A 15987-nucleotide genomic window follows, 5' to 3' on the forward strand; every position below is an offset into this window, starting at 1 on the left:
GATTTATTTCAGAGCGGAAGGTAATTTGCGAAAGCTTAACCGTTTCTTTGCCAAATCTTAACATGAAATAAAATGAAAATTCGTTATATATTAGGTTGAGACGCATATCGGGTTTTTATTTATAAGTGATTATAGAGCAAAAAGTCCTGTATTTCCTAGAAAATTAAAGATTTTCGCTGAAAAGCATATACGATGCATTCAAGTTATGATAGAATAATATAAGAAATGACATGCGGGAGAAGGTTGATTTTAGTGGAATTCCGTCAATTGGAATATTTTCACACAATTAGTAAATTAGAAAATTTTACACGAACAGCAGAGGTCTTGCATGTATCACAACCGTCTGTCACAAAAGCGATTAAAGCCTTAGAAGCAGAACTGAAAGTGCTATTGATTGACCGAAGCCAAAAACATGTTGTGCTGACTCCGGAAGGAAGAGCTTTTTTACTTCATGTTGATAAGATACTTTGGGCAATTGATGAAACGAAACAAGATATGATGCGTTTTCAGAAAAATAAATATGGGACGGTGCATTTAGGTGTCCCACCGATGATAGAAGCCTATGTATTTCCTAATTTATTTACAAGTTTTAAGCAGGATTATCCGAATATCCAATTGGATGTTATTGAGTATGGAGATTCAACTGAAATACAGACAAAGATTGATGATGGAGAACTGGATTTGGGGATTATTTTAGGCGAAGAACGCGCTGGACAGCACAAACTTACGATTATGCAGGATCAAATGAGTCTTTGTGTTGATCATGACCATCGGCTAAAAGATGAAAAAACAGTGAGCTTTGACCAACTGAAAAAAGAAAAATTTATTTTACAGCAGCCCAATACCTATCAATATAAAGCAATTTATGCACGGTGTATTGAAAATGATTTTACGCCGGATATTTTATTGTGTACATCACAGCTTAAAACCATCAAGCAGTTGATTGCGAATAAAGTTGGAATTTCATTGCTATTGGATCTGGTTACACGTAATGAAACTATTTTTTCTCGTGTAGCTATTATGCCACCGATGCTGGTTGATATTTCGCTTATCTGGAGTCAGGATAAATGTTTATCGCAGGCAGGTCAGAGCTTTGTTGAATTTATTCAGGAACATACAAAATCAAAAAAATTCGATAATTTTTTGAATAATACTTCGGTATAAAAATTTAAAAATATTGCCAAAACTGCAAATTGATCAAGAGATTGCGCTTGTTTTTGGCGATTGCTGATAAAAAAGTACATTTTTGACGGAGCGGGAGGTCTTCTTTGTTTTAGATTGACATTGAAAGGGCTGGACTTATTAAAAAAATGAACTTATAATAATGATTATATTAGAATGTAAAAATTTTATGAGCATTCTTTTATGATATTGAAATTGGTTTGGGGTTGTTGGTTACATGCTTAAAGGACACAGTGCAAACAGACAAGCTTTAACTATCATTTATGTATTACTTTTTGCCTGTATTATTTCTTGTATCTATTATGTAAGTAGTGTTCGATCAGCAATACAGCAAAATTTTACACAGGAAATTGACACTTTGCTTACGCAGCGGACGGATATGATTCAAAATCGAATTGAAGTCGATCAGAGGCGGCTTGTTGAAGGTGCGGCACGGATCGGGAAAAATAATTATTTCAATGATCAAAAAGCACTCCAAAATTATTTAAGTACTTATTCGAATCAACATGATTATAAAGAACTAACTGTCAGCAAAGCCGATGGAACGACCATTGCAGCAGATGGTATAAGGCAAAACATTAAGGAGGAAGCTTATTTTAACGAAGCGATGTCTGGGGAATATTCAATTTCCAAACCGTTTCAAGATCCTTTGACGCATGAGCGATTTATTATTTACAGCGTTCCACTGGTTTTAAATGGAAAGATTGTCGGTACGGTGAATATGACAAAATCAGTTCGAATCATTGAGTCGGAACTACTAAATAATTTTTATGCGCAAGATGGAACTTGTTACATAATGGATGCGGCAGGAAATGTGATTTTAAATTCGCCAAGTCGCAGCGGTGATCATGAATCGTTTAATTTATATAACCGAATGACGAGTGAAGAAGTAACAGCAAATGAGAATTTGGTACTTGTGGATAAGATCAAAGCTGATTTGGCAGCTGGTAAATCGGGTATTGTGCTTAGTCCGGTCAACGGTGTTCCAACTTACATAGGGTATCATAAAGTTGGTGGTGAAATAAACAATTGGATTTTGTTGACCTTTGTTGATACAAATACAGTAATGTCAAAAGGACAACAGTCTTTAATGAAGACGATGGTTTTATGTGGATTGATTGTCACTTGCCTTATGGGGATGGCATTATATATCCTTTACATACGAGATAAAGCACAGCGTGGTATTGAAAAATTAGCCTATATTGATTCGTTGACAGGCATCGATAATGTAAATCGATTTCGGGTTCGAGCAGCGCAGCTCTTGGGAAAATATGCCGTAGATCAGTATGCGCTTGTTTCGTTGGATATTCAAAATTTCAAATATATTAATGAGACCTACGGATATCCTGCTGGCGATAAAATATTGATTTCATTGGCTCATGTGATTAAACGTAAGATGAACGACCGAGAAGCCTGTGCTCGTGTTTCAGGTGATAAATTTATCCTTTTATATGAGCTGGACGATAAAAAATTCACTCGATATCATGCGATGGTTAAATCTTATATGCAGGACCATTTATATGAGTCAATACATATGAATATTTCACTTCATATTACCGCAGGAGCTTATCTGATACCACCACAGAAAACGGATTGTCAAGCTAATATTGATGAACCACTGATCAACCTGTATGAGGCAGAAAAACGTCCCCTGAAATCAGCCATCATGTCGATGATTGATAAGGCAAATTTAGCCCAAAAAGCGGGACGGGATAATGCAGTGGAATCTCTGCATTGTTATGATGATGCACTGATGCAGACATTTGTACATCAAAATGAAATGGAAGCAATGATGAAAGGTGCTCTGAAAAATGGTGAATTTAAGGCTTATTTACAACCTAAGTTTAATTTAAAAACACTGGAAATTGTTGGTGCAGAAGCTTTAGTACGATGGATTTCACCCGTGAAAGGCTTTATGAGGCCTGATGAATTTGTGCCGATTCTAGAGAAAAATGGTTTTATTATTGAAATCGATTTTTATATTTTGGAAGAGGTTTGTAAGAAAATCAGAGAATGGCTTGATAATGGACTTTTGCCGATACCCATTTCGGTCAATCAGTCGCGTGTTCATATTAATCAGCCTTTTTATATGGAACGACTGGCAGGCGTACTGAAAAAATATAATATTCCAGCTAAATTTATTGAAATGGAATTAACGGAAAGTATGTTTTTTGATAATACTTCCCGTTTGATTCAAATGATGAAAGAGATGCATGGGCTTGGAGTATCTATTTCAATGGATGATTTTGGTTCAGGGTATTCATCTTTGAATTTGCTAAAAGAATTACCGGTAGATACGCTGAAAATTGACAAGGTGTTTCTGGATGAGACAGCTAATTCAGAACGAAGCCAAATTATTATTGCTCAGGTTGTAGAAATGGCCCGAAAACTGGGAATGGAAATTGTTTGTGAAGGGGTAGAAACCCAGGAGCAAGCTGAATTTTTGCGGGGGATTTCTTGTGATATTGCACAAGGTTTCTTATATGCAAAACCAATGGCTATGGAAGAATTTGATTCGTTTCGTAAGCAAAGCAGTTGAATGGAGTGAAGAAAATGCAGCAGACAATTTTAGTTGTGGATGATGATATATCCATTCGTGAACTGCTCTTATATAATTTGAAGAATGCCGGTTATTTAGTCTTGACAGCCGCTGATGGGGTTAGTGCATTGCTGGCTGCAGAAGAAAAAGTGGATTTAATTTTATTGGATCTAATGATTCCGGGGTTGGATGGATTTGAAGTCTGCCGCAAGCTAAAAAGTCAAAATAAGACGGCACGAATCCCCGTGATTATGCTTACTGCTAAGTCGGATGAAATCGACAAGGTCTTAGGACTGGAACTTGGCGCTGATGATTACATGACCAAACCATTTGGCATGCGGGAATTGATTGCGCGGGTTAAAGCCGTACTGCGCCGCAGCAATCGAGATGATTTACCGAATAGTGAGCTGATTGTCGGACCACTCAGAATCAATTTTTCGAGTTACGAAGTATTTTTGAATCAAGAACTTTTGGCTCTGACACCGAAAGAATACGAATTATTAAAGTTGTTTTTAACAAATATTGGGAAAGCATATTCACGGGATGAACTGTTAGAGAAAATTTGGGGCTATGAATATTATGGTGATACACGTACGGTAGATGTTCATATTCGTCATCTTCGGGCCAAACTTGCCGAAGTTCCCAAAATAAGTGATGCGATTGAAACCGTGCGCGGTGTGGGCTATCGTTTTGCCATGAAAGATAAATAAACATCAGTCAAACAAGGTATAGACAGTTTAAATTTGTCTATACCTTGTTTTTGTTTACAAAAACTTAACATTTGCTTAACAACCTGTATTTAGTGGTATGGTATATTTCCTATAGCGAGTTTTTTGACTGGAGGAAATGATTATGGATTATAAAATGCAGGTGAAGAAGCTGAACTTATATTACGGTGAATCACAGGCACTAAAAAATGTATCGCTTGTCGTGAACCCACATTCAGTTGTGGCACTGATTGGTCCATCTGGCTGCGGTAAATCAACATTTTTGAAAACACTGAATCGGATGAATGATTTAATTGAACACGTGCGGATTGAAGGAGAAGTTTCACTCGACGGTGTTAACATATATCAACCAGATACAGATGTCGTGTATCTTAGAAAACGCGTTGGTATGGTTTTCCAGCGCCCCAATCCATTTCCTATGTCAATTTATGATAATATTGCGTATGGTCCCCGAATTCATGGGATAACCAACAAAGTGTTGATTGATGAAATTGTCGAACGCAGTCTTAAAGGAGCTGCTCTTTGGGAAGAAGTGAAAAATCGCCTTTCGGCATCGGCTATGGGGATGTCCGGGGGGCAGCAACAGAGACTTTGTATTGCCAGAGTCCTTGCTGTTGAACCAGAAGTACTTCTGATGGATGAACCATGTTCAGCACTTGATCCGATTTCGACTATGAAAATTGAAGAATTAGTGGCTGAATTAAAAGCAAAATATACAATAGTCATGGTTACGCATAATATGCAGCAGGCGGCCCGTGTTTCCGATTATACGGGTTTTTTCTTAAATGGTGAATTGATTGAACATGATCTGACAAATGTGATTTTCACAAAACCAGCGAATAAAAAAACAGAAGATTATATTACGGGTCGTTTTGGTTGATTTCTGAAAAGACTAAGGGGGTAGAAATGATGGTTAGAGTTACACGGCAAGGTTATATTGAAGAATTGGATCTCTTGCAGCAAAAGGTAACGGAGATGGGGCAGGCTGTCGATGTTGCTTTAGGATTAGCGATGCAGGCCTTGCTTGGTATGGATAAAGAGCTGGCGGAAAAAGTCATGAAGGAAGACGATATCATTGATGAGATGACGATTGGTATCGAAGATCGCTGCATGCTGCTCATTGCAAAACAACAGCCGATCGCCAGGGATCTGCGGGTCATTGCTACAGGTTTCAAAATTTCTACAGACTTGGAGCGGATCGGTGATCATGCCTATGATATAGCAAAGACAGTTTTGGAATTAGAGGGAGTACCTTTTGTTAAAAAATTGATTGATATTCCCAAAATGGCAGAAAGTGCCAGACGGATGACTGAGCTGGCCATTCGGGCTTACCAGACAGCCGATCTTAAATTGGCGGAAGAAGTTTGCCAGATGGATGATGAAATCGATTTATTGTTTGCTCGAACCTTTCATGAATTGTCGCAATTTGTTGGCGATGATGCTGTAAAAGTAAAACAAGCAACTCAATTGATTTTTGTGGCTCGTTATATTGAACGTATCGGTGACCATGCAACGAATATTGCTGAATGGGTCATTTATTTAGAAACAGCGGAACGTATTCGAAAACCTGAAAAATAAGCAGAAAAGCCAATCCTAACTCGCTGGCTGCGAATTAGGATTGGCTTTTATTTTTTTTATTTCGGTAGATAAAACGTAAAACTGGTGCCAACTTTGAGCTGGCTTTCGACAAAGATGTGACCGCCGAATAATTCAACGATAAATCGTACCAGTGAGAGACCTATACCAGACCCCCCGCTTGAATCAAGTCGGATGCGAGATTTATCAGCCCGATAAAAGCGTTCAAAAATGAAAGGCAGGTCTTCGGGGGCAATCCCCAGCCCATTGTCTTTAACCTTTACAAAAACTTTATTCTGATCGAGTGTGCAAGTGAGGGTTATTTGTCCTTGTTCTGGTGTATACTTAATCGCATTTTCAGTCAGGTTCATCAATAATTGCATGATCCAGTCGGTATTTGCCTGAACGATAACTGGCTCTATGGGAAGATTTAGTTGAAGATTTTGTGCTTTTCTATCAATTTGAGCTTGCAGCTTTAGCTTAACAGCCAGGCATACTTCTTTCAGATCGACACTTTCAATTTTGATTTGCTGACGGTATTCTTTACTATCTAGTTTGGCAAGCTGCAATAAATCTTTTATCAAACGATCCATTCGTTCAGATTCGGTATGGATGATGGTAATGAATTTTTCACAAAGTACAGGGTCTTTTAAAGCACCGCTTAAAAGTGTTTCGGAAAAGCCGCAAATGGATGTCAGAGGTGTAGCAAGCTCATGGGATGCATTTGCTACAAATTCAGTCTGACGGGTTGACATTTCCTGCAAAACAGAAATATCATGAAATACACTGAGAATGCTGATTACAGTATTGTCGCTGTTTATAATCGGGGCGAAAAATACATCAAATGTCTTTTTTGTATGATTGATGTTGATTTTAAAGGCGATGGATTTTGTCGACATCGTTTTGAGGACTTCTTTTGCTGTTTCACTGAGAAGGGTGCTGCCGATGGCGTTAATACTTTGTTTTTTCATTAAATCCGGGGTGAGTCGAAAGAGATCACGTGCACGCTGGTTGGCTGTTGTAATATTACCTTGGGTGTCAAGCAGCATGACACCGTTATCCATATTTTCTAAAATCAAAGATAATTTACGCGTCTCAGCATCGGCTTCGCTAATTTTTTCTTCCAAATTGGTAGTGAGTTTATTGATGGTTTGGGCAAGAACTTCTAATTCATCGTTGGTATAGATATAGATACGCCTGTCTAAATCACCATCGGCAATTTTTTGGGCATCTTCAATCATTTGCCGAATGGGTTTTATTTGTCGATAAGCAAGAATAAAACCAGATAGGACGGCCAGAATGATTGTAATACAAAGTGCTGTAAAAATGGTATTCCGAATATGTTTATATGAGTTTTCAATCGGATATAAAGTAGAAGCGGTTCTTACAATACCGACTAGTTCATCGTTTTGATAAACTGGCATTGCCGCATAGAGCATGTTTTCTTTGATGGTGTCGCTATAACGGATTGACGTACCATATTTTTTATGGAGGGCATCTTGTACTTCTTGGCGTAAGAGATGATTATCTAATTCTTCCGTCTGTTCCCACGAATCGGCGATCACCTGGCCATTTACATTGATAATGGTAATGCGAAGATTTGTGGCATCGCTGATCTTATGAATTTCATTGTTTACATAATCTTGCTTTGCCGGGTTATAAAGTGCATCTTCAAGCGAAACTTCAATCGTTCGAGCATTTATGATGAGATTTTCAGTTTTTGTTTTGAGATTTTCATTATAAAAAAATTGCAAGAGGTACATTCCAAGTAATGATAAGGATGTAATTGTAATGAGCAGAAATGAAAAAATCAAACGGCGGCTGATTTTTGATTTTAGCATAAAGGACCTTCTTTCTGTGTGGGTATTCCTAATATCAATTTTATTGTAACATAAGCGTTTTTTTTGTATAGCGGTTTTAACAATTTCTTAACAAACCCTTAACATCAAAACGGAGTCTCTACGCTAGAATATAGGAAGGGAAAGATATAAAAGATATTCAGGAGGGAATGGAATAATGATTTCATTTAAAAAGAGCAAATTACTTACAATGGCAGCAGCTTTACTGATTGGAGCTGTTATGACGGCTGGATGCGGCGGTGGAGATAAAGCAGCGAGCACATCTGGTGCTGATAAGGATAATGCAGTCCTTACTGGACAAATTAGTGCATCAGGCTCGACCGCACTTTTACCACTTTTGAAACCAGCACAGGAAGAATTTCAAAAGAAACATGAGAAAGTAACTGTAAATATCGCTGGCGGTGGTTCCTTCACAGGTATGAACCAAGTGGCAGAAGGTGCTGTACAAATTGGTAACTCGGATGTTGATCTTCCTGCAGACTATAAAGATAAAGGTCTTGTCGATCATAAAGTTGTTGTTGAACCTTTTGTATTTATAACGAATAAAGATGTAAAAGTGGATAACTTATCTTCGCAGCAAGTTATTGATATTATGACAGGGAAAATTACAAACTGGAAAGAAGTTGGCGGTGCCGATCAAGAAATTACTTTGATTCATCGGGCGAAATCTTCAGGATCTCGTGCAACCATTGCGGAAGTTGTGCTAAAAGGTGCTGAATTTACCGATAAAGCAGTTATTCAAGATTCAAATGGTGCTTTAAGAACAGCGATTGCAACCACACCAGGAGCTATTGGTTATGTAGATGCACCATATGCAGATGACACAGTTAAAGTGTTGAACTACAATGGCGTTAAATATTCAGTACAGGCAATAATTGATGGAAAATATCCAATTTATGGGTATGGACATATGTATACAAAGGGTGAAGCTACAGGCGCAGTCAAAGCATTTATTGACTATGTAATGAGCGATGAATTCCAAAATGCACAAGTAGAGAAGCTGGGCTTTATTGCAATTAATAAATTGAAAAAGTAACAAACAGCTAGAAGGGATGTTATAATGTACAGCAAAGATCAGAATCACAAGCGAAGACTCAGTTATGATCGGTATGTTAAATATCTATTTATTGCCAGTGCGTGTTTGATGGCACTGATAATTTTCTCCATCATATTCTTTGTCGGCAAACAAGGTTTGATGACGTTTAGCCAAGTGAGTCCATTCGAGTTTTTCTTCACAAGTAAATGGAATCCCATGGGACATCAGTTTGGCGCACTTAGTTTTATTGTAGGGTCACTTCTTGTTACCATACTGGCGGTTCTGATCGGCGCTCCATTAGGACTCTTAGGGGCTTTATTTATGGCGAAGATAGCACCAAACTGGCTTAGGGAAATCATGCGTCCAGCTACTGAATTATATGTAGCGATACCATCGATTGTGTACGGTTATATTGGGCTTACCTTGTTGGTGCCGTTTTTACGAGAAGTCTTTCATGTAAAATCAGGGTTTGGTGTGCTGGCGGCTGCTATTGTACTGGCCGTCATGATTTTACCGACCATTATCAGTATTAGTGAAGATGCAATTTGCTCTGTGCCGTCGATGATGGAAGAAGCTTCATTGGCACTCGGCGCAACGCGATGGCAGACTATGTTTCATGTGCTGGTTCCAGCAGCCTTGCCGGGAATCCTCACGGCAATTATCTTAGCTATGGCCAGGGCAATTGGCGAGACCATGGCGGTACAGATGTTGATTGGTAATACCCCTATGGTTGCCGCGACACTTTTTTCACCAACATCAACTCTTACCAGCAATATTGTCGTTGAGATGGGGAACACACCATTTGGGTCCGTTTGGGGCAATTCATTATTTCTCATGGCTTTAGTGCTGCTTGTCATATCTCTTGGCATGATTTTGCTGATTCGGCGACTGGGCTCAAGGAGGTATGCATAAATGAATGCAAAATTGACGAACTCAGTAGCTACAGCTGTTATGTGGCTTGTCGGGTTTATGATTTTAGGAATCTTAATCTTTTTCCTGGGGTATATTCTCTATAGAGGGTTACCAGTGCTGTCGTTTGACTTTATGTTTGGCAAACCAAGTGATATTCAGGCCGGTGGCGGTGTCGGACCGCAACTGTTCAACTCTTTTTATTTACTCTTTTTGTCTTTGGCAATTTCAATTCCACTAGCAATTGGTGCGGGTATCTATTTAGCTGAATATGCCAGAGAAACACGCTTGACGAAAATTGTTCGACTTAGCACGGAAAGTTTGGCTACCGTACCGTCAATTGTGCTGGGGCTTTTCGGGATGATTATTTTTGTTAATTTTCTAGGATTTGGCTTCAGTATTATTAGCGGGGCGTTGACTTTGGTTCTTTTAAATTTGCCGGTACTTGTGCGGGTAACGGAAGAATCAATCCGCACGGTACCGAAAGCTTACGGTGAGGCCAGTCTTGCTCTTGGAGCAACGAAACTCCAGACAATCTGGAAAGTTATTTTACCAAGTGCATTGCCAGGAATCATAACAGGCATTACTTTAACGGCTGGCAGAGCCTTGGGAGAAACGGCTATTTTGATCTTCACGGCAGGCACAACAGTTTCACGCTACCAGGCTGATACGAATTTTTTTGCCGCTGGTGAAACTTTGGCCGTGCATATGTGGTATTTGATGTCAACCGGGCTTGTACCGGATCGGGTTACGATTGCGGATGGCATAGGTGCGTTACTGATCATAACAATCTTATGTTTTAACATCTTATTTATGATACCGTTGAAAATCTTACAAAAACGCATGGGTGTTGTAAAACATCTATAATGTCCTAATATAAAATGCATGGTGTGAATCACTTGATTCACACCATGCATTTTTTGCCGTCCATTTATAGAGTAGGCGAATGACAATGAATATATATATTTGTCAAAATGTGATAAAATACAAAGATACAAAGAAAAAACTATATAATAGCCATATATAGTTGATTATTTAGCGGAAAATTAACTTGCAGCGGTGGAGTAGATCATAAATACAGAAGTTATAGAGGTGTTTAAATTGAAAGATGTTATGGAAAAAATAATAAAAATAGCGGTTTCTCTTTTTGTGAAAAATGGTTTTAAAGCAACGACAACTCGCCAGATCATTAGTGAAGCTAATATAAGAAATGGCACACTCTATCATTATTTTAAAAATAAAGATGATATTTTAAAATATATTTTGGTTGATGCATTTGATGAAATTACCAAACGAGCCGAGCAACTTTTAAGTGAAGAGGAAAATCTTGTCATGCATTTTTCTTTGCGAATTGCCTTGACTTTAAAAATCGTTGATAAAGACCCCCGAATCGCTGATCTTTACACAGAAGCGTATCGGTCTTGGTTAATTATGGAGCGATTGTTACCTATTTTGATTGAGCAGAGTGAAAAATCTTTTCAAGAATATTCACCGCAACTGACGAAGGAAGAACATTATATTCGTTCGTTAGCTATACTTGGCTGCATGTATGGATTTATTGCGGAAGGTCATTATAATAAACATATTAATTTTGAAAAAAAAGTATCGGTACTTTTAGATATGATATTGTCTTCCTTTAGTGTTGAAAAAAAAGCAAGAGAGAGTTTTATAGAAAGAAGTTTATTTATTTTGTCGGGAATGAATGATAATGAAATAGCATTGTTTCCCGATAAATGATTTTTAGAATAAGCAAGTTATTAGAATAAAAAATGTACCCTATGGGATAGACAAGCAAAATTTATCTATCCCATAGGGTACATTTTTTATTGATAAAGGTTGACAACTATTTAATCGAGATAGTATAATCTGATTAAGAATTTGAGCATGCTCAAGTAATTTTATTAAATTCTGGAATCTTTTTGAGCTGGAGGCTTTTATATGAAAAAATATATTATAACAATCCTTGTTTTAAGTTTATTTATGCTTGTTGCAGGTTGTGGAAAAAAAGAGGAAATTACGCAAACTGAACCATTGGTACAAATACAGAAGATATCAGGTGATAGTAGCATCAATATGTCAACGTATCCAGGAAATGTAAGAGGAAGATATGAAAAAGAAATGTCTTTTCAAGTGACAGGAAAAGTTTTAGCTCGAAAAGTTCAAGTGGGAGACAAAGTACATGCAGGCGATTTGCTCATGATCATTGATCCTAAAGATATTGTGCAGCAAGTGAATCAGAATACTGCCAAAGTAAATAGTGCTCATGCCCAGCTGGTTTTAGCACAGGCTAATTTGCAGCGCTATCAAGCACTTTATGAACAAGCGGCTGTTTCTGCTTCGACAATAGATCAGTATCAAGCGAACTATGATGCGGCAGTTGCTGCTTATCAAGAAGCTGTGGCAGCAGGTGAACAAGGTAAAAATTCTTTATCCTATACGGAACTGAGAGCAGATAATGATAGTGTGGTTTCTGCTATCAACGTAGAAGCTGGGCAAGTTGTGTCAGCGGGACAAACAGTTCTAAAGTTAGTGGAAACTGGTGATCTGGAGGTTGAAATTAATGTACCAGAAAATCGGTTGAAGTATATGCGGCTTGGTACACCCGTAAATGTATCTTTTTGGGCATTAGATAAGACTCAAGTGAATGGTAGTGTAAGAGAAATTTCACCGATGGCGGATGCAACAGCGCGTACCTATAAAATAAGAATATCAATTCCGCAAATCCCCGATCAATTACAATTGGGAATGACGGCTAGTGTCAATACTAGCGATGAAGGTGCAACAACAAATGAAATTGGTGCTACAGTGCCCATGACAGCAATTTATCAGACTGGTGATAAATTATCCGTTTGGGTTGTTAATGATGATAACACCGTGAGTTTAAGGACGGTAGAAGCTGAAAATCTTGGCGAGAATCAAGTGAAAATAAAAGGCATTTCTATTGGCGATGTAATCGTAACGGCTGGTGTAAATAAATTGCACGATGGAGAAAAAGTAAAAATTTTTGAGGATGATAACCTATCATGAAAAATTTAACGGAAATCGCATTAAAAAATAAAGATTTAGTATGGTATTTTATTATTATTACGTTTATTGCCGGGATTGTGTCTTATGTACAGCTGGGGCGAATGGAAGATCCGCCATTTACGATACGTCAAATGATAGTTTCTGCTAGTTGGCCTGGAGCAAGTGCGCAACAAATGGAAGAACAAGTTACGGATAAATTGGAGAAAAAAATACAAGATACAGTGGGACTGGATTATGTGAAAAGCTATTCCAGTGCGGGTTCAACAGTTATCTATGTAAATCTTCGTCAAGATGTGGATAATGAGAAAATAAGGCAGCGCTGGCAAGAAGTAAGAAATCTTTGTGAAGATGAAAAAGGAAATCTTCCAGAAGGTGTTTATGGTCCTTATTATAATGATCGTTTCGATGATGTATATGGTTCAATTTATGCAGTTACAGGTGAAGGCTATTCTTATGAAGATTTAAGAAAAAATGCCGAAAAAATCCGGAGACTATTACTGTCTCTTCCTAACGTTCAAAAAATAAGTCTTTTGGGAGAGCAAACAGAAAAAGTCTATATTGAAGTCGAAAATCACAAACTTGCCGAATTGGGTATTAGTCCAGAAATCATTGCCAATGCAATAAAAACGCAAAATGAAATGACTCCAACTGGCATGGTAGAAACGAAATCAGATAATATCTATTTGCGCATAACCGGAAAATTTAAGGATATTGATGCAATAAAGGATTTGCCAATTAATGCAGGGGGAAAAGTTTTACGCTTGGGGGATATTGCTAAAGTTGAAAGGCGATATTCAGAACCAGCCGATCCTAAAATGTTTTTCAATGGCAAGCCAGCCGTTGGTGTAGCCGTTTCTATGGAACCCGGTGGCAATATTTTAACATTAGGTGATCGGTTAAATGATTTAATCGGAAAAATTAAAGACGATGTCCCATTAGGCATAGAAATTAATAAAGTTTCTGACCAGCCAGCGGTTGTGAAAGATTCTATCAGTGAATTTGTAAGTACACTTAGGGAATCAATTATAATCGTATTGGTAGTTAGTTTCTTAAGTTTGGGTGTAAGAAGCGGCTTGGTAGTAGCTGGCTGTATTCCGCTAGTATTGGCCGGTGTTTTTTGTGGTATGTATCTTTTGGGGATTGATTTGCAAAAAATTTCATTGGGCTCACTAATTATAGCCCTGGGGTTACTTGTCGATGATGCGATTATTGCTGTCGAAATGATGAGTGTCAAATTAGAAGAAGGATATAGTCGTTTTGATGCGGCTTGCTATGCATTTCGCGCAACCGCGAAACCGATGCTTACAGGAACTCTTATTACGTGTGCGGGTTTTATTCCGGTAGCTTTTTCAAAAGGAATGGCTTCTGAATTTTGTAAAAGTCTATTTCCGGTAATAGCCATTGCACTATTATTATCTTGGATCATATCGGTAATGGTTGCACCACTATTTGGGTATTATCTTATTCGGATTCCAAATGTTAAAGAAAAAGACGAAAAAAAATCAATTTCCTTGGAGAAGGTATTTTACGGTTACTTCAAAAAAATGCTGATATGGTGTCTGAATCATCGTAAATTGGTTATTGGATTAACGATTTTTAGCTTCATTGGAGCAATATTCTCCTTGAAATTTGTGCGGCAAGAATTTTTTCCACCGTCATTGCGACCCGAAATTTTAGTTGCTTTGGAGTTACCAGAAGGTGCATCGTTAAAAGCATCAGAAGATGTTTCAGCACAGTTTTCAGAATTTCTAAATGAGACAAAAAATGAAATTGATAATTATTCATACTATGTAGGCGAAGGTGCACCAAGATTTGTATTAACAACAAGTCCCAAACTGCCAACGGATAATTATGCACAATTTGTTATTGTAGCGAAAGATGTTGAATCTCGTGAAGACTTAACAAAGAAAATAAAACAAGAATTAGCGGAAAAGTTTCCGAGCGTTAGAACGACTTTAAAATTCATACAAACAGGACCTCCAGCCGATTATCCAATTATGCTGCGGGTTTCTGGATATGATAAAAATAAAGTTCGTGAGCTTGCTGGAAAAGTCTCAAATATTGTTTCCCAAGATCCAAACAATGAAAATGTTACTTTAGACTGGAATGAAAAAAGCAAAGTATTGCATTTAATATTGGATCAAGATAAGTTGCGAACTATGGGAATAACAGGACAATCTGTATCGAACATGCTTTATATGGAATTGTCCGGTATGACGGTAGCTCAATATTATGCGGGAGATCGTACCGTCAATATTGATTTACGATTAAAAAATGACGATCGACAAGATCTATCTAAAATAAAAGATATTCCAATTTACTTAGGAAGTGCAGGGTACGTTCCTTTGGAGCAAGTTGCAAAAATAACGTTTGAAGCAGAAGATGGACTGATTTGGCGGAGAAACCTTAAGCCGACGATAACGGTACAAGCTGATATAAAAAGTGGAACTGCCAATGATGCCACACAAAAAATATATGATGAAACCAATGAACTGAGAAATTCATTGCCATTAGGATACAGTATTGAAGTGGATGGGGCATTATCGGATAGTCAGAAAGCAATTCAATTTTTATCAGTACCTGTACCGATCATGATATTGGTGATTATTACTTTGTTAATGTTCCAGCTTCGAGATATAAAGTTAGTGATTCTTACGTTGTGCACGGCACCATTAGGCTTGATCGGAGTAGGATTTGGAATGTTGATAACCGACAAATCCATGGGATTTGTCGCGCAATTAGGGATTTTAGCACTTAGCGGTATGATCATAAGAAATTCTGTAATATTAATTGACCAGATAAAAAAGCATCTTGCCGAAGGCGAAGATCCTTGGGATGCCGTGATCGATTCAGCTGTATTGCGTTTTCGCCCAATCATGCTAACCGCAGCCGCAGCTATTTTAGGAATGATTCCACTCATGAAAAGTACTTTTTGGGGACCAATGGCAGTAGCTATAGCCAGTGGGCTCTTAATAGCTACCATTCTTACCTTGCTTGTTTTACCAACAATGTATGCGATTTGTTACAAAATTAAAAAATAAAATGTATAAAGCATATTAAAATTTTTGTACAATATTGCATCTAGCCTATCAGTCTGTCAGGATGGTGATATAGGGTATCGTTTGCTTCATC

12 protein-coding genes are annotated in these 15987 nt (G+C 37.9%); 11 read left to right on the forward strand and 1 reads right to left on the reverse strand.

The window, feature by feature from the left end:
• The first annotated feature begins 252 nt into the window (after positions 1–252).
• The 5 genes from BMY14_RS05130 (at position 253) to phoU (ending at position 6027) form a co-directional block, all read left to right on the forward strand.
• Positions 253–1164 (forward strand): LysR family transcriptional regulator, encoded by a 912-nt coding sequence (locus tag BMY14_RS05130; RefSeq protein WP_019552469.1) that lies wholly within the window; start codon positions 253–255, stop codon positions 1162–1164.
• Positions 1165–1399: 235 nt separating this feature from the next.
• A complete protein-coding gene (locus BMY14_RS05135; protein ID WP_091829807.1) occupies positions 1400–3721 on the forward strand; it encodes a bifunctional diguanylate cyclase/phosphodiesterase in 2322 nt (773 codons plus the stop codon).
• 14 nt (positions 3722–3735) lie between these two features.
• Positions 3736–4431 carry a winged helix-turn-helix domain-containing protein gene (locus BMY14_RS05140; protein ID WP_019552467.1) on the forward strand — a complete coding sequence of 232 codons (696 nt, stop codon included), beginning with the start codon at positions 3736–3738 and terminating at the stop codon, positions 4429–4431.
• 142 nt (positions 4432–4573) lie between these two features.
• Positions 4574–5329, forward strand: a complete 756-nt coding sequence (gene pstB, locus BMY14_RS05145) for a phosphate ABC transporter ATP-binding protein PstB (RefSeq protein WP_019552466.1) — start codon at positions 4574–4576, stop codon at positions 5327–5329.
• 26 nt (positions 5330–5355) lie between these two features.
• Positions 5356–6027 carry a phosphate signaling complex protein PhoU gene (gene phoU / locus BMY14_RS05150; protein ID WP_245542077.1) on the forward strand — a complete coding sequence of 224 codons (672 nt, stop codon included), beginning with the start codon at positions 5356–5358 and terminating at the stop codon, positions 6025–6027.
• Positions 6028–6083: 56 nt separating this feature from the next.
• On the opposite strand, the gene BMY14_RS05155 is transcribed toward phoU, so the two are convergent.
• Positions 6084–7865, reverse strand: coding sequence for an ATP-binding protein (locus tag BMY14_RS05155; RefSeq protein ID WP_091829809.1), 1782 nt, complete (start codon positions 7863–7865; stop codon positions 6084–6086).
• A gap of 175 nt (positions 7866–8040) precedes the next feature.
• On the opposite strand from BMY14_RS05155, the gene BMY14_RS05160 reads away from it, so the two are divergent.
• From BMY14_RS05160 to BMY14_RS05185, 6 genes are all read left to right on the forward strand, one after another.
• Positions 8041–8919, forward strand: coding sequence for a phosphate ABC transporter substrate-binding protein (locus BMY14_RS05160; RefSeq protein ID WP_091829811.1), 879 nt, complete (start codon positions 8041–8043; stop codon positions 8917–8919).
• A 24-nt stretch (positions 8920–8943) separates the two neighbouring features.
• Entirely contained in the window at positions 8944–9831 is an 888-nt protein-coding gene (gene pstC, locus BMY14_RS05165; RefSeq protein ID WP_091829813.1) for a phosphate ABC transporter permease subunit PstC, read from the forward strand.
• Positions 9832–10695: a phosphate ABC transporter permease PstA gene (pstA, locus tag BMY14_RS05170; protein ID WP_091829815.1), complete on the forward strand. Its 864-nt coding sequence runs from the start codon at positions 9832–9834 to the stop codon at positions 10693–10695.
• A 225-nt stretch (positions 10696–10920) separates the two neighbouring features.
• Entirely contained in the window at positions 10921–11565 is a 645-nt protein-coding gene (locus BMY14_RS05175) for a TetR/AcrR family transcriptional regulator (RefSeq protein ID WP_177177486.1), read from the forward strand.
• A 201-nt stretch (positions 11566–11766) separates the two neighbouring features.
• On the forward strand, positions 11767–12855 hold the full coding sequence (locus tag BMY14_RS05180) for an efflux RND transporter periplasmic adaptor subunit (protein WP_091829819.1): 1089 nt from the start codon (positions 11767–11769) through the stop codon (positions 12853–12855).
• Positions 12852–15896: an efflux RND transporter permease subunit gene (locus tag BMY14_RS05185; RefSeq protein ID WP_091829821.1), complete on the forward strand. Its 3045-nt coding sequence runs from the start codon at positions 12852–12854 to the stop codon at positions 15894–15896. The genes BMY14_RS05180 and BMY14_RS05185 overlap by 4 nt, the downstream gene beginning before the upstream one ends.
• The last annotated feature ends 91 nt before the right edge of the window (positions 15897–15987 follow it).

The organism is Propionispira arboris (assembly GCF_900109225.1).
In the GTDB taxonomy this organism is placed as follows: domain Bacteria; phylum Bacillota; class Negativicutes; order Selenomonadales; family Selenomonadaceae; genus Propionispira; species Propionispira arboris.

Coding starts and splice junctions, on each gene's coding strand:
- BMY14_RS05135 (WP_091829807.1), top strand. CDS start 1,400: ATGCTTAAAGGACACAGTGCAAACAGACAAGCTTTAACTATCATTTAT.
- BMY14_RS05140 (WP_019552467.1), top strand. CDS start 3,736: ATGCAGCAGACAATTTTAGTTGTGGATGATGATATATCCATTCGTGAA.
- pstB (WP_019552466.1), top strand. CDS start 4,574: ATGGATTATAAAATGCAGGTGAAGAAGCTGAACTTATATTACGGTGAA.
- phoU (WP_245542077.1), top strand. CDS start 5,356: ATGATGGTTAGAGTTACACGGCAAGGTTATATTGAAGAATTGGATCTC.
- BMY14_RS05155 (WP_091829809.1), bottom strand. CDS start 7,865: ATGCTAAAATCAAAAATCAGCCGCCGTTTGATTTTTTCATTTCTGCTC.
- BMY14_RS05160 (WP_091829811.1), top strand. CDS start 8,041: ATGATTTCATTTAAAAAGAGCAAATTACTTACAATGGCAGCAGCTTTA.
- pstC (WP_091829813.1), top strand. CDS start 8,944: ATGTACAGCAAAGATCAGAATCACAAGCGAAGACTCAGTTATGATCGG.
- pstA (WP_091829815.1), top strand. CDS start 9,832: ATGAATGCAAAATTGACGAACTCAGTAGCTACAGCTGTTATGTGGCTT.
- BMY14_RS05180 (WP_091829819.1), top strand. CDS start 11,767: ATGAAAAAATATATTATAACAATCCTTGTTTTAAGTTTATTTATGCTT.
- BMY14_RS05185 (WP_091829821.1), top strand. CDS start 12,852: ATGAAAAATTTAACGGAAATCGCATTAAAAAATAAAGATTTAGTATGG.